Raw genomic sequence first — 23,024 nt, forward strand, 5'->3', positions numbered from 1 at the left:
GTGCACACCGCCTTTCGTGACCCGTTCATTCCCGATGGCGAGAAGTCGGTCTACACCGTCGGTCTCGTCGGCGAGCCGCCAGGCTTCGAGATGACCCATGTCGTGACCCGCGAAAAAGGCGGGTACCGAACGGTTCTCGACGCGCGTCCGGGTGGGCGGGTCTTCGGTGGCGCGGATCTCGCCATGACCATCGAACAGCGATTCGGCCGGATCGGCGGACGGTTACGTGCCGAGCACTATCGCGCCGAGACCCGTTCGGGGCAGACGGTGGTCTCGCGGGAGGAAGCCAACTTCGTCGACACCGAGCATCTGCAATTCGGCAGCGGGCCGGCGCCTTTCCCGCTCACTGTGATGCCGATCGCCGGTGGGCTGACCCTGCTGCGCGGACTGGACTTCACCGAGGGCCTGGTGGAGACCATCGATGTGTGGCTGGCGTTCTCGGTGCACTGGCCGCTGGTCGCCCGCGTGGAGAAGCAGACGACGGTCGACGCGCCTGCCGGGTCGGTGCCGTGCTGGCAGGTGCGGCTCCGGCCGGGGTTCGCGCAGGTGAACACGGTGCTGGACAAGGTGATCGGCAGTGTGCTGCCGCCTTTCGTCGCGCATTTCGAGGAGGCGGCGCCCCATCGGCTGGTGCGGATGAGCTTTCCGACGCAGCTGTCACTGACGGCTCCCCGGGCGGTCATGGAACTCGTCGCATGAGCGGGGCGGGACTCGCGACCATCAAGACCCAGCTGCGTGAGGAGTACACCGCCTGGCTGGCCTTCGCGGCGTGCCTGATCGCGGTCTTCATGCAGATGATCGACGTGACGATCATCAATACCGCGCTGCCGAGTCTGACCGCCGATCTCGGTGCGTCCAGATCGGCCCAACTGCTGGTCATCTCGGGATACTCGCTGGCCTTCGCCTGCACCCTGCTCACGGCCGCGCGCGTAGGTGCGATGGTGGGTCGGCGGGCGATGTTCCTGGCCTCGGTCGCCGCCTTCACCGCTGCGTCGGTGTGGTGCGGACTGGCGAGCGGGGCAACGGAACTGGTGATCGCGCGGGTCGTCCAGGGTGCGGCGGGGGCGGGGATGGCCGCCCAGACCATCGCGATTCTCACCGCCGGTTTCCCGCGGGAACGGCACCCGCTGGTCTTCGCGCTCTACGGTGGCGTCGCCGGATTCGCGGGCATGCTCGGTCCGATCGTCGGCGGGGTGCTCCTCACCGTCGATCTCGGCGGCTGGGGCTGGCGGTCGGTCTTCCTGATCAACCTGCCCATCGGGGTGTTCGCGTTCGCGCTGGCCTGGCGATACCTGCGCGGGGGAGTGCCCGAGGGGCGTCAACGGCTGGATCTCGGCGGCGCCGCACTGTCGGCCGTCGGGTTGTTCGCGCTGATCTCCGCGCTCGCCGAGATCCAGCAATACGGCTGGCGACTCGATCTGGTCGTGCTGATCGGCGCGGGTCTCGTGCTGACCATCGTCTTCCTGGTCCACCAGCGGCGGCGGACGGCACGGGGTGGGCACCCTCTCGTGCGGCTGGACCTGTTCGACGACCGCCGATTCCGGATCGGCTCGCTCTTGGTCGGCGCTTTCTTCGGGCTGTTCACCGCGTTCGTCTTCGCCGCTTCCATCACCATGCAGGACGTTCTCGGCTACTCGCCGCTGCTGACCGGTTTGGTGATGACGTTGTTCGCCCTCGGCGCGGGTAGCGGCGCTATCGGTTCGCTGATTCTGGTGAACCGGTGGGGAATTCGGGCTCTGGCTGCCGGAATCGCACAGTATGGCGGGTGCCTGGCCGCGGGTGCGGTCTACCTGCATCTCACGTCCGGCGAGATGAACCCACTCCTGGCCGCGGGCCCGGTCTTCCTGGCCGGCTTCGGCGTCGGGCTGTTCGGTGTGCAGCTGCAACCGATCATGCTGTCCGGGCTGGATCCGGACCGGATGGCCGAAGCCTCCGGTGTCCTCCCGACCGTCGAGCAGGTCGGCAACGCCGTCGGCCTGGCGGTACTGACTACGGTGTTCTTCCGCTCACACAGCCTCGGCGGGAGCATCATGATGATGGCGGCCGTCGCGGTCGTCGCGATGATCCTGGCCGTCGCGACCCTGGCTATGACCGAACACCGCCGGGCACCTGTCACCACTGTCGGTTAGCGTGAGTGACACCACAACGAGGTGGAGGGAAGGGGGCATCAGACGATGCCATTTTTCGAAATCGGCGGAACCTCGATCGCCTATGACGAGGCGGGATCGGGGCCACCGGTTGTCTTCCTGCACAACCTCGGCGGTGATCGCTCCATCTGGCGTGCCCAGTTCGACGAACTGCGGCAGTCGCACCGGGTGCTCGCGATCGACCTCATCGGGTACGGCGATTCGGACGCGCCCGACGACGGCTACACCCTCGAGAACTACCTCGCCATGCTCGAGGCGTTCTTCGCCGACCGTGACCTGCGGGACGTGACGCTGGTCGGGCACTGTTTCGGCAGCGCGCTGTCGCTGCTCTTCACGCAGAAACACCCCGAACTGGTGCGCTCGCTGGTACTGAGCAGCCCGCTCACCGCCGCCACCCTGCGCCCGACCCGCACCGGCCTGGCCGCGCTCCTCGGCCGATACCTGCACCTGGACTCGCTGCTGTCGGTGGTGCGGATTCCCGGCCCGCTCGCCGGGCTGATCGTCGCGGAGCAGATCGCCACCGCCGGACCGCACACCGCCGAGACCGCCGCACACCTGCGGACCCGGTGGACCGAGCGTCGCAGGCTGATGGTGACCGCCGCGATCTCCCGCCAGATCCCGCGACTCGCGCAACTGGACACCTTCTCCCCGCCCACTGATTTCCCGCCGATCACGACCGTCTGGGGCACTCGCAACAAGGTGCTCTCGGCACGGGCGGGCGCCACGCTGAACAAGACACTGAAACCGGTGCGGGCGATCGAAGTCGAGGGCGCCGGCCACCTGGTCATGGTGGAAGCACCCGAAACGGTCACCGACGCCATCCTTTCCGCGATCGACTACGCGAATGGAGGAACACGATGAGCCGCCACATCCAGATCACCTTCGACGCGCACGACCCGAGAGCACTGTCGACCTTCTGGCGCGAGGTGCTGGGATATGTGCACCCCGGCCCGCCCGGCGTGGAACTGCCCGCGGGCGCCGATCCGCTGGCCGCGTGGGAGGAATTCCTCGCCCGCATCGGGGTGCCGGAGGATCAGCGCAATACGAGGTCGGCCATCGAGGACCCGGACGGGCACGGACCGCGCGTGTTCTTCCAGCAGGTCCCCGAGGACAAGGTCGCCAAGAATCGCGTCCACCTCGACGTGCGTGCCGCGCCAGGCCTGTCGGGGGAGGAGCGGATGGTGGCGCTGGAGGCGGAGTGCGAACGGCTCGTCGCCCTCGGGGCGACCCGGAGACAGCGGTTCGAACCCGACCCGCCGATGAGCACCGGCTTCATCGTCATGGCCGACCCCGAGGGCAACGAGTTCTGCCTGGACTGATCCCGGGGTTCAGGCGGTCTCGGCGGGAACGGACAACGCGGCCTGCATCGCGACACCGTCGACATAGGTGTGCTTCTCCCGCACCGCACCGTCCTCGACCAGCACCACATCCGCGATGTCCACATCGACAGCGCCGCCGGTGACCGAGGTACCGGACAGCTTCCACTGAACCACCCAGAAGTCGTCGCCGACCCGGAGATCGACCATGGTGAACGTCAGATCCGGGACCAGCGCGAACGTTTCCGCGGCGGCGGTGCGGATCTCGGCGCGCCCGTGCGCCGGCTTGCCGCCGGAGTGCAGGTGGAAAATCGAATCGGGCGTGTGCAATTCGACGATGCGGTCGGGATCGCGGTCGGCCCAGCAGGCGTGATAGCGCTCGAACAGATCTTTGGTGGCATCGGACATGGGCTGAAGCCCCTTCCAAGATACAAACAGGGTGACTGTATGTTCCCGGAACGCGGTGTAGTCGGTCAAGGGTCGAAGGGCCTCGGATCCGCCGTGACCGCAGTCCTGCCCTAGACTTCGACGTCGCCATGAACCCTGACCGCAGAACCCAGGCCGAACGCTCGGCGGCGACGCGTTCCGCTGTCGTTCGTGCCGGGCGAGAACTGTTCGGGCAGTACGGGTATGGGGCCGTGAGCACGATCGCGGTCGCGGAGGCGGCGGGGGTCAGCCGTGGTGCGCTCTATCACCAGTTCGGCGAGAAACGCGATCTGTTCGAGGCGGTGTTCGAGGATCTCGAGCGCGACCTGGTCGAGGTGATCGCCACCGCGGTCGCCGAAGCGCGGTCGGATGATCCGGTGGCGAGTCTGATCGTGGGCTGCCTGGCGTGGCTGCAGGCGTCGACCGCTCCGGAAGTGCGGCGGATCGCGCTGCTGGACGCCCCCGCGGTCCTCGGTTGGAGCCGGTGGCGCGAGATCGAGCTCCGGCACACGATCGGACTGGTGGAAAACGCTCTGGCCGGGGCCATCGCCGCGGGTCGCGTCCGTGCGCAGCCGGTGCGGCCCCTGGCGCTGGTCGTCGTCGGCGCCCTCGACGAGGCGGCGCAGTATCTGGCGAACAGCGACGATGTCGAGGACATCGCGGCCATTCGCTCGGTGATCGAGCAGCTGATCTCCGGTCTGGCGGTCGACCGCAGACATAGCTAGGTTAGCCTTGCCTAATGGCTACTGTCACCGCCGCGAATCGTTCGACCATGGCCTACGCGACTCTGCGGGTTCGTCGCGTCGTGCGGCTGACCCCGCGCATGGTCCGGATCACGCTCACCTGTGCGGATCCCGCCGCCCTGGCCGATGTGGGGCCCGATCAGTACACCAAGCTGTTCTTCCCGCTGCCGGGTCAGGCGCGTCCGGCCGTACCGCCGCCGGTCGACGACGCCGTGGGTGGCGTAATGAGTTGGTACCAAAGGTATCTCGCCATGCCCGACGAGATCCGGCCGCCGATGCGCACTTACACGATCCGGGCGCAGCGACCAGCGCTCGGCGAACTCGACATCGACTTCGCGCTGCATCCCGACCATGCCGGGCCCGCCTCGGACTGGGCATCCGCGGCGGCGCCCGGTGACGAGATCGGTCTGCTCTGCCCGGCGCGTGCGCTGTACAGCCCGCAGCCGGATCCGGCCTGGCAGTTGCTGGTCGGCGACGAAACGGCGATTCCGGCGATCGGCGCGATCGTGGAGCGTCTCGACGCGGGGGTGACGGTGCGGGCCTTCATCGAGGTCGCGGGACCTCAGGACGAGCAGCGGTTCGACACCGGCGCCGATGTGCGGATCGAGTGGGTGCACCGCGGTGACCGCGCCCATGGGGAGGCGGTCGTCGAAACGGTGTGCGCCGCAGAGCTTCCCGAGGGTGTGCCCTACGCGTGGATCTCCGGCGAGGCGACCCTGGTGAAGCTCGCGCGGCGCAATCTCGTCCGGGATCGGGGGATCGACCAGCGCGCGATCACGTTCACCGGCTACTGGCGCCAAGGTCGCAACGAGGAGGACAACGGCCGCGAGAAGGTGCGCCGCGCCGTCGCCGGGGAGCCGCTGGTCGACGAGGACTGACCACCGGGCCGCATAGTGACGCCACTAATAGTTATTGCACTAACTATTAGTGGCATAATACTGTGTGGACGAAGGAAGGTGGAACGATGCTGGAGCTCGACGATCCGCTGCGGCTTGACCGGCAGGTGTGCTTCGCGCTGGCGGTGGCCAATCGCTCGGTGCTCGCGGTCTATCGGCCGCTGCTCGAGCCGATGGGGCTGACGCACCCGCAGTACCTGGTGATGCTCGCGCTCTGGGGCGAGGCGCCGATGTCGGTGAAGTCCGTCGCCGAGGCGATTCAGCTCGACTCGGCGACGCTGTCGCCGCTGCTGAAGCGGCTCGAATCGGCCGGGCTCATCACCCGCCGCCGCGATCCGCACGACGAACGCACGCTGCTCATCGACCTCACCGAGGCCGGACAGGACCTGCGCAGGCAGGCCGAGCAGATCCCGCCCGCCGTCGTCGCCCGGCTCGGCGTCAGCCTGGCCGATCTGGAAGAACTGCGTGACGTGCTCGGCCGGGTCAACGCGGCCGCGCTGCGCGCAGCCGATGCGAGGGAGCAGTGATGACCGACTCGACCCCGAACCTCTGGCAGCGACTGCGCTACGTCGGCGGCGGCACACTGCCGCCGTCGATGGCGGACTGGGTGCTCAACGACCTGACCGGTCCCGGAGCGACCCGCCGCTACCTGATGCGGTTCCTGCTGCCCGTCCTGCCGGTGCTGTGCCTGTTCCTGCTGGTGCCGGGGCCGCTGTGGATGGGGCTGTCGATGATGGCGCTGCTGTATCTGCCGCTGATCTACTTCACCGTCGCCCTGGTCTACGTGTACCGGCGGCACCGCCTGGTCAGCCACGGATTCGACCCCGAACTCGCCGACACCGCCGAGGTTCGCCGTGCCGAAGCCGAGCGCATCGCCTACGAGACACGCCACAACCGCGCCTGACCTGGGGATCCGGTGCCGGGACTGTCGGCTCGCCGCGATCACGGGTAGCGTCCGATCAGACTCGTTCACGCACCTCCACACCCTCGCTCGGGCAGTGCGCCATCGCTACGAGCTCGTGCTGGTTGTGTGACCGGGTTCGTCCGGTGACACCAGGCGAGCTCAGTGAGTGGAGGAGGGTGGCTGTGGGTGACTTCGAAGATGTGCCGACGTTGGGGGTCGAAGAGGAATTCCTGCTGACCGACCCGGGAACCGGCGCGCCGGCACCGAGGAACGCCCAGGTCGCCGAGACGGCGCGGCGGGCTGGGATCGATCTGCAACTGGAACTGACCCGCTGTCAGGTGGAGACCCGCACCGCGGTGCACTCCGATATCGGCGAACTGCTGGCCGAGCTGCGCACCTCGCGGCGCGGGGTCGCCGACTGCGCGGCCGAGCACGATGCCCGGCTGCTGGCGGTGGCGGTCCCGCCAACCGTGCCGGAGGGATACCCGGTGACCGACACGCCGCGCTACCAGCGGATCGCGCACACCTACGGCATGCTCGCCCACGAGCAGGGCCTGTGCGGCTGTCACGTCCACGTCGCGGTGCCCGATCGGGAGACGGCCGTGCAGGTCAGCAATCACGTGCGGCCCTGGCTGCCGCTGCTGCTCGCGCTGACCGCGAATTCGGCGATCTATCGCGGCACCGAAACGGGGTACGTGAGTTGGCGCAACATTATGTGGCGGCGCTGGCCCAGCGCTGGCCCGCCGCCGTATTTCGCGTCGCTGGCCCAGTACGAGTCGCTCGTGGCGATGATGCACGCCAGCGGCAGCATTCTGGACAAGAAGATGGTCTATTGGGACGTCCGCCTGTCGGAGTCGTTCCCGACCGTCGAGATCAGGGTGAGCGATATCCCGGCCACGGCCGAGGAGTCCGCCCTGCTGGCCGCGCTGATCAGGGGCATGGTCACCACAGGGCTCCGGTCGATCGCCCAAAACGAGCCGGCGCCACCCGTGCCGGGTGAGATGCTGCACGCCGCCTACTGGAATGCCGCGCACTCAGGCTTGGACGGAAACGGCCTGCACCCGGTCCGCGGCAGTGTCGTCCCGTATCGCGACCTGCTCGCCGAACTCGTCGACCGGATCGAACCCGCACTGCGCCACAGTGGCGACCTCGCCTTCGTCACCGACGCGATCGCCGCCGTGGGCAAGCGCGGCAACGGGGCCCAACGGCAAGTGGTGGCCATGCGGGCACGGCGCGACGTCACCGACGTGGTGGCGGAACTGGCGCGGGCGACTCTCGAAGGCTGCCCGTAGCTCCCACCTCGGTCACTTGTTCGGGGGACGCAGGATCTCGCCGAGTTGCTGTTCGAGCCGTTCCAGCGCGGCACGGGCCGCTTCGAGCTCGGCCTCGAGCCGGGCGATCGCCGCCTCGTCCACCTGTGGCCCGACGGGCGAGGTCTGCGGCTGACCGGGTGGCGGCGCCGCCGGTCGACCGGGTGGGGGTGGCGCGCCGGGACCGCCGCCGGGCGCGGTCGCCATATTGCCGGTCTCCGGGCCGAAGACCTGGTCGAGCGCCTCCCCGAGAGTCGGGGCGTAACCGACCCTGACCCCGCCGGTGCCGGGCTCCCGGTAGCTGACCAGCACGCGTGCCAGCTGCGGGAAGGTGGAACCGTTCTGCGCCGTCGAAATCCGTTCGGTGAACAGCGGTTCGACATAGAGCACTCCGCCGTCGGCGATCGGCAGCGTGATCAGGTTGCCGTACTGGATCTGGTTCGAGCGCTCGAGCAGGGTGCGCTCGGAGGCCACCCTCGTATCGGAGATCATCGAGTTCTGAATCTGTTGCGGCCCTTGGGTGAGCGTGTCGGTGGGCAGTTGCAGAATGTGGAACTTGCCGTAGTTCTCCGGGTCGGAGCGCACCGAGATATAGGCCGACAGGAACTCTCGCCGGAACCCGACCATCGCACTGGCCAGCCGGAACGACGGTTCGGCGGTCTCGGGGTCACCGAGCAGGACATAGAACGGTGGCTGTTGCGGATTGGCCTCCACCGTCGGATCACTGGGCACCGACCAGAAAGCGTTGTTGGTGAAGAACTCTCGCGGTTCGTCCACGTGATAGCGGGCGAGCATGTCGCGCTGGATGACGAACAGGTCCTCGGGGTACCGGAAATGCGCGCGCAGGACGGGGCTGATCGAGGACTCGGGCTCGACCGTGCCGGGGAAGACCCGCATCCACGTCGCCAGCACCGGGTCCTGGGCGTCGATCTGGTAGAGAGTCACGGTGCCGTCGTAGGCGTCGACGGTGGCCTTCACCGAATTCCGCACGTAGGAGATCTCTTCGGGATTGCGCGGCGGTCCGTCGTCCTCGTGGTGCAGGGCCTCCAGGGAACTGCGTGCGGCGTAGGGATAGCCGTCGATCGTGGTGTACGCGTCGACGATCCAGACGATGCGGCCGTCCACGACCGCCGGGTACGGATTGTTGTCGACGGTGAGCCACGGTGCGACCAGCTCGACGCGTTCCCGCGGGTCGCGATGGTAGATGATCTTCGACTCGGGCCCGATCGCCTTGGCGAAGAGGATGTTTCGCTCGGTGTAGTTGGTGGCGAAGGCGAGCCGGTTGAGCCAGTTGCCGATCGGCACGCCACCCGCGCCGGCGTAGGTGTATTTGGTGGCGTCGGTGTCGTATTCGCGCGGCTCGGTGCCGCCGCCGACGATGGCGTAGTCCGGGTCCGTCCTGGCGATCACCTCACCGAAGTAGATCCGCGGCTGTTCGACCGGGATGATCTGCTGCCCGGCCTGCTGGGAGGCGATGTCGCTGACGGCGTAGATCGGATAGCCGCTGTTGCTCGCCGAGCTGTCGGCGGCGGCATCCCGGACCGCCGCGTTGACCCGGTTCGCCGGCGCCGCGACGAACCCGTCGCCGTGGGTGTAGACGGTGTGCCGGTTGACCCAGTGCGACTGGTTGCCGCTGAGCGCCCCCGGCGTCAGTTCCCTGGCCGCGACCACGTAGTCGCGCAGGCGGCCGTCGATGCGGTACCGGTCCAGATCCAGGTGATCGGGGAAGCTGTAGAAGTTCTTCAGCTGCTGTTGCTGGGTGAAGGTCCGCGAGAGCACGCGCGGATCGAGCAGCCGGATATCGGCGATGGTGGTCGCGTCGGCGGCCACGCGCGGTGGCTGCGTGGAGCCGACACCCGGATACGGCTGATAGTCGACCCGGTCGCCGCCGATCCCGTAGGCCTGGCGGGTCGCCGCGATATTGCGTTCGATGTACGGGCTCTCCATGTCGGCGGCATTGGGGCGCACCGAGAACTGTTCGACCACCAGCGGCCAGACACCACCGGCCACGATCGAGGACAGCAGCAGCAGGGCGGCCGCCATCGCCGGGATCCGCAGGTCGCGCAGCACGACCGCGGAGAACACCGCGACGGCGCAGACCAGCGCGATCGCGAACAGGACGAGGCGGGCGGGGAGCACGGCGTTGATGTCGGTATAGCCGGCGCCGGCGAAGGTCGGTTCCCTGCGCTCGCTCGACAGCAGGATGTACCGGTCGAGCCAGTACGCGGCCACCTTCATGAGCAGGAACAGTCCGAGGATCACCGCCAGCTGGACGCGGGCCGCCACGGTGAGACCGAACGACTTGCCGCCGAGCCGCAGCCCGCCGAACAGATAGTGGGTGGCCAGATTCGCCAGGAACGCGAAGATCACCAGGGCGAAGAACCAGCTCAGGACGAGCCGGTAGAACGGCAGGTCGAAGACATAGAACCCGATGTCGTGGCCGAACTGGGGATCGTGCACGCCGAACGACCCGCCGCGCAGGAACAGTTGCACCGTCTCCCAGCGCGACTTGCCGATGAGACCGCAGATCAGACCGAAGCCGACGGCGATCCCCACCCCGAATCGCAGCGGCCACCGCGCCACCATCCGCCGGATTTCGCCCAGTGGGTCGTCCTCGCGTGCGGGCAAGAACGCCGGACGTGACCGGTACGCCAGCCACATCGCGGTGAAGACGACGCCGCTGACGAGCACCGTGATCACGGCGAACAGCGTGAGCTTGGTGAGCAGCACGGTCGACCAGACAGTGCGATAGTCGACCTCGCCGAACCACAGCCAGTCGATGTAGGTGTGGACCAGCCGCGGCACCACCAGGATGATCACGAAGAACACCGTGACCGACGTCAGCAGCAGGCGAAGACCTCGGGGCAGCTGTCCCGATTCAGTGTCGTCACGAGCGCTCATCTGCCACTCCCGTGACCATGCCGGGCCGTACGACCGACGCTGGCCACCGCCACCGATTCTACTCGGCGGGGCCACCTCGACCGTGCTCGTTCACCGAGGGGCGCCGGGCGGTGGCGGCCCGGTCCTCAACGGGTCCGCAGGACCTGCCAAGCCTGTAGTGCCGCACCGAGATCCCGCACCGCGGCCGGATCACCGAGCGAACGTCCGGTGAGTTTCTCGATCCGGCGCAAGCGGTAGCGCACGGTGTTGGCGTGCAGGTAGAGGCGTTCACCGGTGGTGGCGGCCGAACCGCCTGCGGCGAACCAGGTTTCGAGCGTCTCCAGGAGCCGGAGACGTTCGTCGTGGGGGAGCGTGAGCACCTCGCGCAGCCGCACGTCGACCATGTGCGCGGCCTCCAGCGGCGCGGCGGCGACCACCATACCCAGGGGGTTGTCGTCGAATCGGGCGACGCCGGCGGCGCGACCGGCCAGGCCGACCAGCGCCAGCCGGGCGAAATGCAAGGCCTGCGGCGTATCGGTGAGCGATTCGTACGGTGGGCTCATCCCGATCCGCGCGCGATGCTTGCGCAGGGCCGCCAGCGCGGCGGACTCCCGGTTCCCTGGCAGCGCGAGGACGCCCACCTGCTGATCGGGCTGCAGCCGCCAGGCGGAGGTGATCCGGGCATGGCGCAGCGCGGTCTCGATGCCGGGCAGCGCCTCCCGGCCCGCGACGGTGACCTCGGCGGCGACCACGACATACCGTCCCCGCGGCGGCAGACCGAGGATGCGGGTGGCCTCACCGAGCGTGGCCGGATCGGCGATGACACCGGTGAACAACGCCTCGACCAGCACCGACCGTTCGTGCTCGCGTTGCAGCATCAGCTCCGAGCTCATCTCCCGGTACGCGGCTGCCACGGCGACGGAGTAGTCGCCGGCCAGCGCCCACACCTCGGCGGCCAGGTCGACCAGCACGGCGTCGGTGACCGCCGGGTGACGCCTGGCCTCGGCGACGAGTTCCGACCACAGGAACTCGAACCCGATCCGGAAGGCGTGCAGGGTCTCCGCCAGCGGCACGCCCTGCTTGGCGCGCAGCCTGCCGGTCTCCTTCGGCGGCTCGGGATCCACCGGCTCGTCGGTCGTGAAGTGCTGCACCATCAGCGTCAGATTGCGGGTGCAGGAGGTGCGGATCGTGTCGAACGGCACCTGGTTCTCGTTGCGGTAGGTGTCGAGGTCGGCGACGAAGCGCTGTGCCAGCTGCAACCCGAGATCGTCGATGCGGGCCAGCAGCGCCGCCGCGACGTCGACGATCGGGCCTTGCGACGGATTTCGAGCCATTTCCGCAGCTTACCGGGGGTGTGGTTGTTCCCGCAGACAAGGCTTCCGCGGCGATGTTGTCCGGCGATCCATGGGATCGGCGTCACAGCGGTGCGACGATTTTTCGATGCCTGCTCTGAGCGAGAACCTGCTCCATTCCGCGCTGCGCCACCCGCACCGGCCCGCGCTGCGCTCGGGTTCGACCGTGCTGACCTACGACGAACTCGAGGAGCGAACGGCCAGGGTCGCCGCGCTCCTGCGCGACCGCGGTGTCGAGCCGGGGGATCGGGTGGCGCTGATGCTGCCGAATGTGCCGGAATTCGTCGTGCTGTACTACGGGATCCTGCGCGCAGGCGCTGTCGTCGTGCCGATGAACCCGCTGCTGAAATCGCGGGAAGTCGCCTATTACCTGCGGGATTCGGACGCGGCACTGCTGTTCGACTGGGTCGGCGGACCAGGCGAGGGCCCCCAGGGTGCGCACGAGGCGGGGACCGCGGTGCTCACGATCGATGCCGGTGTCCTGGCCGCGCTGCTCGCCGGGCACAGCCCCCGCCGCGACGAGCACACGGTCACCGCCGACGAGCCCGCGGTGATCCTCTACACCTCCGGCACCACCGGCACACCCAAAGGCGCGGCGCTGTCGCATGCCGGGCTGGTCCACAATGCCGAGGTCTACTCGGCGACCGTGCTCGACATCGGCCCCGAGGACGTGATCCTGGGCTGCCTGCCGCTGTTTCACACGTTCGGGCAGACCTGCGCGATGAATACCGCGATCCGCAGCGGCGCCTGTCTGACGCTGGTGTCGCGCTTCGAGCCCGCCGCCGTGTTCGAGGCGATCGCGCGCGACGGCGCCACCGTGTTCGCCGGTGTGCCGACGATGTATTCGGCACTGCTGCACGATCCCGGCGCCGCCGCCGCGGACGTGTCGACCTTGCGGCGCTGCGTCTCCGGCGGCGCCTCGCTGCCGGTGGAGCTGCTGCACGGATTCGAAAATCGTTTCGGCTGTGTAATTCTCGAAGGATACGGGTTGTCGGAGACGAGCCCGGTGGTCGCGTTCAACCACGCGGGACGGCCACGCAAACCCGGCTCGATCGGCACCCCGATCCGCGACGTCGAGGTCGAACTCGTCGACTGTTTCGACGGCATCGGTGAGATCGCGGTGCGCGGACCGAATGTCATGCTCGGGTACTGGCGACGCCCCGCCGACACCACAGCGGCGATCCCCGACGGCTGGTTCCGCACCGGTGACCTCGCCCGCCGCGACGAGGACGGCTATCTCTTCATCGTCGACCGCAAGAAGGACATGATCATCCGCGGTGGCTACAACGTGTATCCGCGCGAAATCGAAGAGGTGCTCTACGAACACCCCGAGATCACGCAGGCCGCGGTCATCGGGATCGCCGACCCGCATCTGGGCGAGGAGATCGTAGCCGCCGTCGCCCTGCGCGCCGGTGCGACGACAAGCGGCGACCAGATCCAGGACTTCGTCAAGGACCGGGTGGCCGCCTACAAGTACCCGCGGCAGGTCTGGCTGCTCGATGCCCTGCCGACCGGGCCGACGGGGAAGATCCTCAAACGCGCCATTGCCCGACCATGAAACATGCTGTCGCACAACATTATCCGCACACCACACAGGAGTGATCCATGTTCACCTACACCAGCAGCGATGGCACGACCATCCACGTCCGCTCCTGGCTGCCCGCAGGCACCGACATCACCGGCGTGGTCCAGATCGCGCACGGCATGGGCGAGTACGCCGCGCGCTACAGCCATCTGGCCGAACGCCTCGCCGCACTCGGCTACGCCGTCTACGCCGCCGACCACCGCGGGCACGGCCACAGCATGGCCGGTGCGCCGGGCGATCTCGGCGCCAACGGCTGGAACCTGCTCGTCGAGGACATGGCAGCGCTCACCACGATCCTGCGCGCTACCCATCCCGGGCAGCGGCTGGTGCTGTTCGGGCACAGCCTCGGCTCGTTCGCGGTGCAGCAGTATCTGCTCGATCACGACGCGCTGATCGACGCCGCCGTGCTGTGCGGCACCACCGCGGTGGACGAGTTGTTCATCGAGATCGCCGCCGCCGAAGGCGATCTGCTCGGTTTGTTCAACCGGGGATTCCAGCCGACTCGTACGTCCGCCGACTGGCTCAGCCGCGACGAGGCCCAGGTCGACGCCTACCTGGCGCACCCGTGGTGTGGTTTCGAGATCGATGCGACCAATATGGCGCTGCTGGCCCGCTCTGGCACCGAACGGCTCGCCGAACCCCGCGGCATCCGGACCGATCTTCCGCTGTATGTGATGGTCGGTGACCGCGATCCGCTCAATGCCGGTGCGCGGCTGAGTGATCTGCAGGTGCAGCGCTACCGCGACGCGGGTCTCACCGACGTCACCTATCGGGTCTATCCGAACGCCCGCCACGAGATTCTCAACGAGATCAACCGCGACGAGGTGGAGAACGAGCTCATCGCCTGGATCTCACGGGACCAGCGCTAGGGGATGCGGGCAATGGCGCCGAGCATCGACACCGCTTCCTTGCGCGGATGCGGGCGCCACTCGGTGGGACGCCAGTCGATCACCGAGGTGATGCCGGGGGAGACCAGGTCGAGGCCGTCGAAGAACCGGGTGAACTCCGCGGTCGAGCGGAGCCGGAACGGGACGCCGCTGCGCTCGTTGGCCTCGATGGTCGCCTGCAGGTCCTCGGCGGACAGGTGGTCGTCGGTGGCATGGGTCATGGTCAGGTAGCTGCCCGAAGGCAGTGCCGCGCGGAGCTGCCTGACCACGTCGTAGGGCTGCATCTCGTCGGTCAGGAAGTGCAGCACCGCGCAGAGCATGAGGGCCACCGGCCGGTCCAGATCGAGAGTGCCGCGCAGCGCGGGGTGTTCGAGGATCGAGGCGGGGTCGCGTAGGTCGGCGTCGATGTAGGCGGTCGCGCCGCTCGGGGAGCTGTCGAGCAGGTCGCGAGCGTGATAGAGGACGATCGGGTCGTTGTCGACGTAGACGACCCGCGACTCCGGGGCGATCGCCTGGGCCAGCTCGTGGACGTTGCCCGCGGTCGGCAGCCCGGTGCCGATGTCGAGGAATTGCCGGATGCCCGCCGTGTCGACGAGATACGGGATCGCGCGACGGAGGAAGCTGCGGTTCTCCAGCACGGAGAAATGGATCGAGGGAAATGCCGCGGCCACCGCGTCGGCCGACTTGCGATCGGCTTCGAAGTTGGCGCTGCCGCCCAGCCAGTAGTCGTACCGGCGGGCCGGGTGTGGCTTGGTGACATCCACCCGATCAGCGGCGGCTTCGAAGTCCACGGCGCGTGTCCTCTCTCTCGACTACGGTCGTCCCTATTCAGCCCGACACGAGACCGGTGGTGGCGTTGTCACGTCGCCGCGAAAGGCACGGCCATGCCCCTGCAGTTCAGCCCCTACGACTTCGCTGTCCATGCCGATCCGTATCCGTACTATGCCAGGTTGCGTACCGAGGCCCCCGTCTACCGCAACACGACCGACGACTTCTGGGCATTGTCGCGACACGCGGACGTCCGGGCGGCATTGCGCGATTCGGACCGATTCTCCAGCGCCAACGGCCTGCGCATGGAGCCCGCGTTCTGGGGACCGCAGGCGGAGAAGTTCTTCTCCTTCGTGGCGATGGACCCGCCCAAGCACACCAGGATGCGCGAGCTCGTTGTCCGGGCGTTCACCCAGCGCCGGGTACAGAGCCTCGAGCCGCGCCTGCGCGAAATCGCCCGCCGCACACTGGAGCCGCTACTCGAGCGCGGCAGCTTCGACCTGATCGCCGACTTCGCCGGCCCGTTTCCGACCGACGTGATCTCCGAGCTGGTCGGCGTGCCGGAGGAGGATCGCGAGCTGCTGCGCAAGCTCGGCATGGAGATCATGTACACCGACGCCGAGTCGACCGATCTGCGGCCCGAGGCGATGCAGGCGATCGGCGCGCTCGTCGGCTACTACACGGAGTTGACCATCGCCCGCAGTCGGAACCGGACCGATGATCTGCTGTCGGGTCTGCTCGACGCGGCCGACGGCGACGACCGGCTCACCCCGGAGGAGATCGTCGGGGTGCTGATCCTGCTCGTCGGCGCCGGCATCGAGACGGTCATGCTGACCCTGGGCAACGCGTGGCACACCGCCGCGCTGCACCCCGATCAGCGCCGCGCGGCCTTCGACGGCCGCATCGACGACTGGATCGCCGAGTCGATGCGCTACGACCCCGCGACCCAGGGGCAGCTGCGCACCACGACGGTGCCGGTCGAGCTGCACGGCGTGCAGATCCCGGCCGATGCCCGCGTTCTGCTGCTCACCGGGTCGGCCCACCGCGACGAGGCGGTCTTCGAGAACCCCGACGTCTTCGACCTGGACCGTGACACCAGCGCCTCGCTGGCCTTCGGCGCGGGCCGTCACCACTGCCTCGGGATGAACCTGGCCCAGCTGGAGCTGCGGGTGGCGTTGCAGGAGATCGTCGCGGCGGTAGCCGACTACGAGATCGATACCGACAATCTGGTGCGCATCCACTCGTCCAACAACCGGGGCTTCGCCTCGCTACCGACGACGGTGATGCTGCGCTGAGAGCGCACCGAGAACGGCCCGTCCGCCGTGGTGGGCGGGCCGTTCGGTGTTCCCGCCAGGTGTGGACTCGCGGTTGTGTGACTGCTCCCAAAAACACGGGGGCGAGTTGCGTTCGGCCGCGCCGTCGTCGAAGGTAGGTACCTGGGAGTATCAGTCCCACACACCATGCGGTCTGATCGTGGCCGAGACCGCCAGTAGTGGAATCGACATCGGAGTCGGTATGAGCGCTGTGTTCGAGAGTCACCACGGATGGGTCGTCGATATCGTCGCGGACGGCATCGACCTGATCGGCTGGCGGGCGATGTGCTCGTGCGGCCGCTGGTACGGGCAGCCGTGGCAGCGGTCGGCGCTGCCCGACGGCCATGTCCCGGCCGAGCGGCGACTGCACTGCCCCGGCGGGCACCTCGACCCGGCTCTCACCCGGCTGGTGCTCGAGGAGTGGGAGTGCCACCACTTCGAGATGCAGGCGCTGATGCCGGTACGGCTGGCCTTCCAGGATTCCGAGTCGGCCCGGCAGCGGCTCGTCGAGGCCGTCCGTTTCGTCCGGTCGACGGGGGCATCCTGGGAATCGATCGGGCAGGTGATCGGCACCGAATCCGCGGAGGTCGCCGAGCAGCGCTTCGGTGTCGGTCCGTGGCGCGACACCGTGAGCCAACTCGAGTGGTGACCCTCCGCCTACCCTCGGGGTATGGCCGCCGACGTTCGCCGGATCCGGGGTTTCGTCGTCCTGCCGCCGGACGCCCCGGTGACGACGGCGCGCATCGTCGTCGAACTGCGTGATGTGACCTATGCCGACGGCGCGGCGCCGCTGGTCGCCGAGACCGTGACCATCGGCGTCGCGATCGAACCCGGCGCGCGGATTCCGTTCGACCTCGCGGCACCGGAGAGTCCGGCGGGTACCGCACTGGGCCTGGCCTGCCAGATAGACCGAGCGGGCGACGGCGTGCTGAGAACCGGGGACCTGGTGTCCACGCAGGCGATTCCGGTGCCCCCACACGGGTCGGTGTCGGGCGTGATCATCCCCGTGCGCCCGGTCTGAGCGCCGCGATCGGGTAGCGCGCTACGCGTGAGTCCGGGAGGCCATCGGCCGGACACTTCCCTGACCAGGCGACGACGCAGAGGAAGTGCGGCCCATGATCATCGAAGACACCGTCCCGACGACCGCCGACATGGACGACACCGGCGAATTCCATTCCGGCCCCGAAGCGGGTACGACGTTGATTCCCAGCGTCAACCACGGCCTCCGCGAAGTGCCCTATGCGGCGGTCGACGACCTCGCGATCTTCGAAGGCGACATCGTTCTCGGCACGCTCGCCGAGATCGCCGCCCGCCAGGGGCAGGAGGGCATAGCGATCTCGGGTGCGCACTTCCGGTGGCCCAGTGCCGTTGTCCCCTATGAGGTCGATCCGGCATTGCCGGGGCAGCAGCGGATCACCGACGCGGTCGCGCACTGGAATGCCCGCACCAGACTGCGATTCGTCCCGCGCACCAGCGTCCACGCCGACTACGTGCGGTTCGTGCCGAGCACCGCGAGCCGCTCGCCGGTCGGCAGGCAGGGCGGCATGCAGACCATCGAACTGACCGCGGGCGCGCCGACCGGGACCGTCATCCACGAGATGGGACACGCGATCGGGCTGTGGCACGAACAGAGCAGGGAGGACCGGGAACGGTTCGTCGAGGTGCGGCTGGCCAATGTGACCGCGGCGAATCGGCACAACTTCGCCCAGCACATCACCGACGGCGACGATATCGGAGGCTACGACTTCGGCTCGATCATGCATTACCCGGCAACAGCTTTCAGTACCAACGGGCAGGCCACGATCGTGCCGCGGGTGACGCTGCCACCCGGGGTGACGATGGGACAGCGCACGGCGCTGTCGACGGGCGATGTCCAGGCCGCGCACACGATCTACCCGAACTGGTCGGGCGTGGGCGATCGGTGGCGCAGTATCGGCGGCGTATTCCCGCGCACCGCACGGGTTTCCGCGACCGCCCGGCGCACCGACCATCTCGACCTGTTCATCACCGGCAACGACGGCCGCGTGTACACCTCCTGGTGGCATGCGGGGTCGGAGTGGTCGGGCGCGGGGGACCGGTGGCGCAACATCGGCGGGATCTTCCCGGCAGGCGCCGCGGTGGCTTCGGTGGCGCGGACGTCGAACAACCTCGATGTGTTCACCGTCGGCAACGACGGCCGCGTCTACACCTCGTGGTGGCAGGCGGGCTCGGACTGGTCGGGCATCGGCGATCGCTGGCGCAATATCGGCGGGGTATTCCCGCGTACGGCAAAGGTTTCCGCGGTCGCGCGGACAGCGAACAATCTCGATCTGTTCATCACCGGCAACGACGGGCGGGTCTACACGTCGTGGTGGCAGCAGGGCAGCGACTGGTCGGGCATCGGTGACCGGTGGCGCAATATCGGCGGAGTGTTCCCGCCGAACGCGCCGGTGGCCTCGGTGGCGCGCAAGTCGGACATTCTCGATCTGTTCATCACCGGCAACGACGGCCGCGTCTACACGTCGTGGTGGCAGGCGGGCTCGGACTGGTCGGGCATCGGCGATCGCTGGCGCAATATCGGCGGTGTCTTCCCGGCCGGCGCGCCGGTGACGGTGGTGGCGCGGACAGAGACCATCCTCGATCTGTTCATCACGGGCAACGACGGCTGCGTCTACACGTCGTGGTGGCAGGCCGGGTCGGACTGGTCCGGCATCGGCAACCGCTGGCGCAATATCGGTGGCGTCTTCCCGCCCGGGGCGCCGGTCGCCGCGGTGGCGCGCACAGCGAACAATCTCGATCTGTTCATCACGGGCAACGACGGCCGCGTCTACACCTCGTGGTGGCAGGCGGGCTCGGACTGGTCGGGCATCGGCAACCGGTGGCGCAATATCGGCGGGGTCTTCCCCGTCGGCGGGCCGGTGGCGGCCGTTGCCCGCAGCGCGGGCGAACTGGACGCGTTCACCACCGGCAACGACGGCCGGGTCTACACCTCCTGGTGGGAACAGTAGCCACCACCTCCGGTGCCGGTCACGGGAAAATCGAGTGGTCGACTACTCGTGCTCGGCACCGGGCACCGCGCTCACCCTGAGAACGCCAGCTGCATACTTCTCCAGGCGAGGTGACCCATGGATACCGAGAGCGCAACACGCACCGCCGCATGGCGCGAACAGATGGACGCCGCGGCGCGGCGCTTCGCCAAGAGCGCCGACGAGCGCGCCGAGGTGACCCGCAAACGCAAGGCGACCGAATCCGACGTCGTCGACACCGACGAACAGATCATCGCCCGCGCCGACCGGCTGTTCACCAGCGGCGAAGTGCCCGCCCAGGCGGCGGTCGAACTGGGCAGACAGGAACCGCTCGACACCATCGGCTCGCTGGAACGCATCATCGGCTTCGCCAACGACCTCCAGGCCGTCAATTTCCTGACCCGCGGTGCCCGCGCGGCGGCCGCGGTCGCCCGGATCACCCTGTCCCACAACAGCCGTGAGGTGCCGATGGGCACCGGATCGCTGGTGTCACCGCAACTGTTGCTCACCAACAACCATGTGCTGCCGACAGCGGACAAGGCCGAGTCGGTCGTGATCGAGTTCGGGGCCGAGACCGGTATCGATAATCAGCACAACCCGGTGACGAAGTATCGGCTCGCGCCGGGCGACTTCTTCGTCACGAACAAACATCTCGACTACACGCTGGTGCGCGTGGCGCCGGGACCCGACGGTGCCGTCCCCGGCACGACATTCGGCTGGAACCGGTTGATCGCCGACACCGGCAAGATCGTGGTCGGCGAGGCGATGAACGTCATCGGCCACCCGCAGGGCAGGCTCAAGGAGATCTCGATCCGCGACAACCGGCTCGACCTGCAACTCGACGACTTCCTGCACTACACCTCCGATACCGAACCGGGCAATTCCGGCTCGCCCGTCTTCAACGATCAGTGGGAGATGGTCGCGCTGCACCACGCGGGCGTCCCGAAGAAGGACGACAACGGCCGGATGCTGCGCAAGGACGGCAAGGTGTGGCAGAGCGGCGACGGTGACGACGCGATCCACTGGATCGCCAACGAGGGCGTCCGGGTGAGCGTGCTGCTGCGAGATCTCGGCAAGCAGTCGTTCGATCCGGCACAGCGAAAGCTCCTCGACGAACTCGGGCCCACGGCAGGCTTGTCGGCCGATACCGTGGTCGCCGACGTGACAATGCCTGCGCCACGGCATATTTCGGCGGTCGAGGCGGTGGTGCGCGGCGTGCAGGGCAGGTCGAGCGCGTTCGGTGGTCGGCGCAGTGTGGTGTTCCTGCACGGGCGTAGTCAGCAGGGCCGCGACCCGACCGACCTGCGTCGCGCCTGGACCGCGGGCCTGAACAAAGGCCTCACCCTCGCCGACCTGAGCCCGATCGACCCCGCCGACGCCTACTTCCCCTTCTACGGCGACCAGCTCGTCGCGAGCCTCGGCACCCAGGAATCGGTCGTCGACACCGGCTCGGAACTCTACGAGAGCCTGGTCGCCGAGGCGGCACAGCGCGCGGGCATGCCCAGCGCCGGTGAGGTCGCCACCGATCCGATCGCGGAGGAACGGTTCGGCGGGTTCGGCTCGGTCGTCCTCGGCCGGGTGCGCGACCAGCTCGGCTGGATCGCCGCGCGCAGCGGCCTCGACTCGCTGCTCATCGGGGCGATCTTCAAGGATGTCGCCGCCTATCTCGACGACGAGCGGGTGCGCAAGGGCGTGCTCGACACCGTACTCGCCGACATGCCCGCCGGCGGCGAGGTGATCCTGGTCAGCCACAGTCTGGGCACCGTCGTCGCGATGGACCTGCTCACCCAGCTGCCACGGGAACTGGACGTGAGCCTGCTGGTGACCGCGGGCAGCCCGCTCGGCCTGGACGGGGTCTACGGCAAGCTGCTCAGCGGTGGAGCGAGCAGGCCGGAACGGGTCGGCGAGTGGCTCAACACCTGGTACGCCGGTGATCCGATCGCCATCGGCTGCCCGCTGCGCCCGGCGTGGGGCAACGACCTGCGGGATCTCCCGGTCGACAACCCCAAGGAACGGGCACACGACATCGCCGAATACCTCGCCCATGCCGCGGTGGCGGCGACGATCGGACGGACACTGTCCGCCTGAGACGAATCGGTGCGGAGCCGCGGATGTGGGGTAGTGCGTTACGCGTTCGGAATGGCCTGCCCGCGCGAGATGATCAGTGCGCAGGGTTTCTCCACATGGTTCGAAAGGACAGGGAGATGTTGGTTTCGGAGATGGAAGACGCGGTCCTGGCAGCCAGCCCGGACACCGAAGAGGAGCTGTTCGTGGAGACGAAATCGCAGGCCGGATATCGCGACAACGGCGTCGGGATCAGGGGAGTCGGCCACACGAACGTCTCGTCCATCTTCTGGGCTCAGCGGGTGTTGCACACGCACGGCACCGGCGCCTGGGTGTTCGGATTCCCGACCACCCAGGTCTGTGCCGACAGCCAGGTGTCGGTCACCATGACCGAGCTGGATGGCAACGGCATCCCGTTTTTCGGACGCGCAACGATGCAGGTCCGCAATGTCGTCCCGCATGCCGACGGCACCATGACGGTGCGGTACCACGTCGGCTGGGACGCCAACCTCAGGGTGCTGTTCAACTTCATCGTCGTGAACTGACGACAACGCACTACTCGCTGCGCACCGATCCGGCTGCCGTCAGCGCGCCGAGTACCTGTTCGGTCTTGGCGGGCCCGGTCGCGATCGACAGGCCGTGCCCGCGCACGGTGGCGTGGAACCGGCGCTGCACCTCGAGGGCGCGCGCCCGCAGTTGCGCCGGTGCTTCCCCGGGTACTGGCGTCACCGTGAGCGCCAGCTCGAACAGGTCGAGGCCGCCGACGGTCCAGCGTTCGGCGTCGACTTCCAGCCCGCCGAGGTGCACCTTCGTCCACCTCGTCGACGCGACCGGGCCCATCGCCCGCAGGTGCTCGACCGCGACGCCGGGGGGCGTGCAGCTCACCACGAATTGGCGCTGAGCGGAGTCGAGGGCCTCGGTGACGTCCTCACCGCGCAGCGCGGCCACCCGCAGCGAGCCGGGCGGGCGTTTGCTCACCAGCGAGGCCGACAGCACCCGCTCCTCGCCGCACCAGTCGCCTTCGATGCGGTATCGCACCGCCTCGTCGGTGAACGAGGTCGACCAGCGCCCCATCAGCTGGGACGGCTCGCACGGCCGCAGCGTGACGGTCAGGTCGTCGTGCTCGCCGCTACGCAGCCGGATGGCGATCCGGCCCGCACGGCCAGACGCATCACCCACATCAGGGCGAGGGGGTTCGGCGAACCACACGTCGCGGCTGATCGCGGCGGCGTTCGTACACCCGAGCCGGGTTTGTACGTCGACGAGATCGCCGTCGAGATTGACCTTGATTTCGATCGGAGTAATCACCCAAGCAGCGTGACCCATCGCCCCGCCACCCGGCGCGCGTAATTCGCTACTCGATTGCTGAAAGGCGAGCCGCGGTGGTGGTCGCCGAAATCGTTATCCGGAACATCACCCGCGTGCGGA

22 protein-coding genes are annotated in these 23,024 nt (G+C 68.3%); 17 read left to right on the top strand and 5 right to left on the bottom strand.

Annotation, left to right across the window (positions count from 1 at the left end; all coding sequences use genetic code 11):
• Genes IEY60_RS29635 through IEY60_RS29650 form a run of 4 tightly spaced genes read left to right on the top strand, consistent with a single transcriptional unit; the run spans window position 1 to window position 3,466 of the window.
• On the top strand, window positions 1-699 hold the full coding sequence (locus tag IEY60_RS29635; RefSeq protein WP_189033813.1) for a DUF3108 domain-containing protein: 699 nt from the start codon (window positions 1-3) through the stop codon (window positions 697-699).
• The gene (locus tag IEY60_RS29640) at window positions 696-2,129 is read left to right on the top strand and encodes an MFS transporter (RefSeq protein WP_189033814.1); all 1,434 of its coding nucleotides are present in this window, start codon (window positions 696-698) and stop codon (window positions 2,127-2,129) included. Before IEY60_RS29635 ends, IEY60_RS29640 begins: the two co-directional genes overlap by 4 nt.
• Window positions 2,130-2,174: 45 nt before the next feature.
• Complete coding sequence (locus IEY60_RS29645) at window positions 2,175-3,008, top strand: alpha/beta fold hydrolase (RefSeq protein WP_189033815.1); 834 nt, start codon at window positions 2,175-2,177, stop codon at window positions 3,006-3,008.
• Window positions 3,005-3,466: a VOC family protein gene (locus IEY60_RS29650; RefSeq protein WP_189033816.1), complete on the top strand. Its 462-nt coding sequence runs from the start codon at window positions 3,005-3,007 to the stop codon at window positions 3,464-3,466. The genes IEY60_RS29645 and IEY60_RS29650 overlap by 4 nt, the downstream gene beginning before the upstream one ends.
• A 9-nt stretch (window positions 3,467-3,475) precedes the next feature.
• On the opposite strand, the gene IEY60_RS29655 is transcribed toward IEY60_RS29650, so the two are convergent.
• The gene (locus IEY60_RS29655) at window positions 3,476-3,940 is read right to left on the bottom strand and encodes a nuclear transport factor 2 family protein (protein WP_229740236.1); all 465 of its coding nucleotides are present in this window, start codon (window positions 3,938-3,940) and stop codon (window positions 3,476-3,478) included.
• Between the two features lie 59 nt (window positions 3,941-3,999).
• On the opposite strand from IEY60_RS29655, the gene IEY60_RS29660 reads away from it, so the two are divergent.
• From IEY60_RS29660 to IEY60_RS29680, 5 genes are all read left to right on the top strand, one after another.
• Window positions 4,000-4,614 carry a TetR/AcrR family transcriptional regulator gene (locus tag IEY60_RS29660; protein ID WP_189033817.1) on the top strand — a complete coding sequence of 205 codons (615 nt, stop codon included), beginning with the start codon at window positions 4,000-4,002 and terminating at the stop codon, window positions 4,612-4,614.
• 14 nt (window positions 4,615-4,628) lie between these two features.
• Window positions 4,629-5,510, top strand: a complete 882-nt coding sequence (locus IEY60_RS29665) for a siderophore-interacting protein (protein ID WP_229740238.1) — start codon at window positions 4,629-4,631, stop codon at window positions 5,508-5,510.
• A gap of 86 nt (window positions 5,511-5,596) precedes the next feature.
• Complete coding sequence (locus tag IEY60_RS29670; protein WP_189033818.1) at window positions 5,597-6,055, top strand: MarR family winged helix-turn-helix transcriptional regulator; 459 nt, start codon at window positions 5,597-5,599, stop codon at window positions 6,053-6,055.
• The gene (locus IEY60_RS29675) at window positions 6,055-6,432 is read left to right on the top strand and encodes a DUF5313 family protein (RefSeq protein ID WP_189033819.1); all 378 of its coding nucleotides are present in this window, start codon (window positions 6,055-6,057) and stop codon (window positions 6,430-6,432) included. The genes IEY60_RS29670 and IEY60_RS29675 overlap by 1 nt, the downstream gene beginning before the upstream one ends.
• Window positions 6,433-6,614: 182 nt before the next feature.
• Window positions 6,615-7,724 carry a carboxylate-amine ligase gene (locus IEY60_RS29680; RefSeq protein WP_189033820.1) on the top strand — a complete coding sequence of 370 codons (1,110 nt, stop codon included), beginning with the start codon at window positions 6,615-6,617 and terminating at the stop codon, window positions 7,722-7,724.
• A gap of 12 nt (window positions 7,725-7,736) precedes the next feature.
• Here IEY60_RS29680 and IEY60_RS29685 read toward each other — a convergent pair whose 3' ends face one another.
• Together IEY60_RS29685 and IEY60_RS29690 are read right to left on the bottom strand one after the other, a co-directional pair.
• Window positions 7,737-10,643 carry a UPF0182 family protein gene (locus IEY60_RS29685; RefSeq protein ID WP_189033821.1) on the bottom strand — a complete coding sequence of 969 codons (2,907 nt, stop codon included), beginning with the start codon at window positions 10,641-10,643 and terminating at the stop codon, window positions 7,737-7,739.
• Window positions 10,644-10,768: 125 nt separating this feature from the next.
• Window positions 10,769-11,956: a PucR family transcriptional regulator gene (locus IEY60_RS29690; RefSeq protein ID WP_189033822.1), complete on the bottom strand. Its 1,188-nt coding sequence runs from the start codon at window positions 11,954-11,956 to the stop codon at window positions 10,769-10,771.
• Between the two features lie 106 nt (window positions 11,957-12,062).
• Here IEY60_RS29690 and IEY60_RS29695 point away from each other — a divergent pair, with 106 nt between their 5' ends.
• Window positions 12,063-13,532, top strand: coding sequence for a long-chain-fatty-acid--CoA ligase (locus IEY60_RS29695; protein WP_189033823.1), 1,470 nt, complete (start codon window positions 12,063-12,065; stop codon window positions 13,530-13,532).
• A gap of 47 nt (window positions 13,533-13,579) precedes the next feature.
• The gene (locus IEY60_RS29700) at window positions 13,580-14,428 is read left to right on the top strand and encodes an alpha/beta hydrolase (protein WP_189033824.1); all 849 of its coding nucleotides are present in this window, start codon (window positions 13,580-13,582) and stop codon (window positions 14,426-14,428) included.
• Here the strand turns inward: IEY60_RS29700 and IEY60_RS29705 are convergent.
• Window positions 14,425-15,237: an SAM-dependent methyltransferase gene (locus tag IEY60_RS29705; protein WP_229740239.1), complete on the bottom strand. Its 813-nt coding sequence runs from the start codon at window positions 15,235-15,237 to the stop codon at window positions 14,425-14,427. The two genes, IEY60_RS29700 and IEY60_RS29705, sit on opposite strands and share 4 nt — an antisense overlap.
• Before the next feature lie 93 nt (window positions 15,238-15,330).
• On the opposite strand from IEY60_RS29705, the gene IEY60_RS29710 reads away from it, so the two are divergent.
• The 6 genes from IEY60_RS29710 to IEY60_RS29735 all read left to right on the top strand — a co-directional run bounded on the left by IEY60_RS29710 (window position 15,331) and on the right by IEY60_RS29735 (window position 22,141).
• Window positions 15,331-16,509 carry a cytochrome P450 gene (locus tag IEY60_RS29710; RefSeq protein ID WP_189033825.1) on the top strand — a complete coding sequence of 393 codons (1,179 nt, stop codon included), beginning with the start codon at window positions 15,331-15,333 and terminating at the stop codon, window positions 16,507-16,509.
• A 220-nt stretch (window positions 16,510-16,729) separates the two neighbouring features.
• Entirely contained in the window at window positions 16,730-17,176 is a 447-nt protein-coding gene (locus IEY60_RS29715) for a hypothetical protein (protein ID WP_189033826.1), read from the top strand.
• 21 nt (window positions 17,177-17,197) lie between these two features.
• On the top strand, window positions 17,198-17,548 hold the full coding sequence (locus tag IEY60_RS29720) for a hypothetical protein (RefSeq protein WP_189033827.1): 351 nt from the start codon (window positions 17,198-17,200) through the stop codon (window positions 17,546-17,548).
• A gap of 94 nt (window positions 17,549-17,642) precedes the next feature.
• The gene (gene legP / locus IEY60_RS29725) at window positions 17,643-19,514 is read left to right on the top strand and encodes a Dot/Icm T4SS effector Zinc-dependent metalloprotease LegP (protein ID WP_189033828.1); all 1,872 of its coding nucleotides are present in this window, start codon (window positions 17,643-17,645) and stop codon (window positions 19,512-19,514) included.
• A gap of 117 nt (window positions 19,515-19,631) precedes the next feature.
• Window positions 19,632-21,620 (top strand): trypsin-like serine peptidase, encoded by a 1,989-nt coding sequence (locus tag IEY60_RS29730; protein WP_229740240.1) that lies wholly within the window; start codon window positions 19,632-19,634, stop codon window positions 21,618-21,620.
• A 116-nt stretch (window positions 21,621-21,736) separates the two neighbouring features.
• On the top strand, window positions 21,737-22,141 hold the full coding sequence (locus tag IEY60_RS29735) for a hypothetical protein (RefSeq protein ID WP_189033829.1): 405 nt from the start codon (window positions 21,737-21,739) through the stop codon (window positions 22,139-22,141).
• 10 nt (window positions 22,142-22,151) lie between these two features.
• Here the strand turns inward: IEY60_RS29735 and IEY60_RS29740 are convergent, their stop codons facing one another.
• A complete protein-coding gene (locus IEY60_RS29740) occupies window positions 22,152-22,904 on the bottom strand; it encodes a hypothetical protein (protein ID WP_189033830.1) in 753 nt (250 codons plus the stop codon).
• Window positions 22,905-23,024: the final 120 nt, after the last annotated feature.

The sequence above is a fragment of the Nocardia rhizosphaerihabitans genome (assembly GCF_014646295.1).
GTDB classification, from domain to species: domain Bacteria; phylum Actinomycetota; class Actinomycetes; order Mycobacteriales; family Mycobacteriaceae; genus Nocardia; species Nocardia rhizosphaerihabitans.

What these genes read in the sequence shown, in the direction of transcription:
- IEY60_RS29700 (WP_189033824.1), top strand. Translation starts at nt 13,580, where the DNA reads ATGTTCACCTACACCAGCAGCGATGGCACGACCATCCACGTCCGCTCC.
- IEY60_RS29640 (WP_189033814.1), top strand. Translation starts at nt 696, where the DNA reads ATGAGCGGGGCGGGACTCGCGACCATCAAGACCCAGCTGCGTGAGGAG.
- IEY60_RS29715 (WP_189033826.1), top strand. Translation starts at nt 16,730, where the DNA reads ATGAGCGCTGTGTTCGAGAGTCACCACGGATGGGTCGTCGATATCGTC.
- IEY60_RS29720 (WP_189033827.1), top strand. Translation starts at nt 17,198, where the DNA reads ATGGCCGCCGACGTTCGCCGGATCCGGGGTTTCGTCGTCCTGCCGCCG.
- legP (WP_189033828.1), top strand. Translation starts at nt 17,643, where the DNA reads ATGATCATCGAAGACACCGTCCCGACGACCGCCGACATGGACGACACC.
- IEY60_RS29660 (WP_189033817.1), top strand. Translation starts at nt 4,000, where the DNA reads ATGAACCCTGACCGCAGAACCCAGGCCGAACGCTCGGCGGCGACGCGT.
- IEY60_RS29675 (WP_189033819.1), top strand. Translation starts at nt 6,055, where the DNA reads ATGACCGACTCGACCCCGAACCTCTGGCAGCGACTGCGCTACGTCGGC.
- IEY60_RS29735 (WP_189033829.1), top strand. Translation starts at nt 21,737, where the DNA reads ATGTTGGTTTCGGAGATGGAAGACGCGGTCCTGGCAGCCAGCCCGGAC.
- IEY60_RS29695 (WP_189033823.1), top strand. Translation starts at nt 12,063, where the DNA reads ATGCCTGCTCTGAGCGAGAACCTGCTCCATTCCGCGCTGCGCCACCCG.
- IEY60_RS29710 (WP_189033825.1), top strand. Translation starts at nt 15,331, where the DNA reads ATGCCCCTGCAGTTCAGCCCCTACGACTTCGCTGTCCATGCCGATCCG.
- IEY60_RS29670 (WP_189033818.1), top strand. Translation starts at nt 5,597, where the DNA reads ATGCTGGAGCTCGACGATCCGCTGCGGCTTGACCGGCAGGTGTGCTTC.
- IEY60_RS29650 (WP_189033816.1), top strand. Translation starts at nt 3,005, where the DNA reads ATGAGCCGCCACATCCAGATCACCTTCGACGCGCACGACCCGAGAGCA.
- IEY60_RS29645 (WP_189033815.1), top strand. Translation starts at nt 2,175, where the DNA reads ATGCCATTTTTCGAAATCGGCGGAACCTCGATCGCCTATGACGAGGCG.
- IEY60_RS29730 (WP_229740240.1), top strand. Translation starts at nt 19,632, where the DNA reads ATGGATACCGAGAGCGCAACACGCACCGCCGCATGGCGCGAACAGATG.
- IEY60_RS29685 (WP_189033821.1), bottom strand. Translation starts at nt 10,643, where the DNA reads ATGAGCGCTCGTGACGACACTGAATCGGGACAGCTGCCCCGAGGTCTT.
- IEY60_RS29665 (WP_229740238.1), top strand. Translation starts at nt 4,629, where the DNA reads ATGGCTACTGTCACCGCCGCGAATCGTTCGACCATGGCCTACGCGACT.
- IEY60_RS29690 (WP_189033822.1), bottom strand. Translation starts at nt 11,956, where the DNA reads ATGGCTCGAAATCCGTCGCAAGGCCCGATCGTCGACGTCGCGGCGGCG.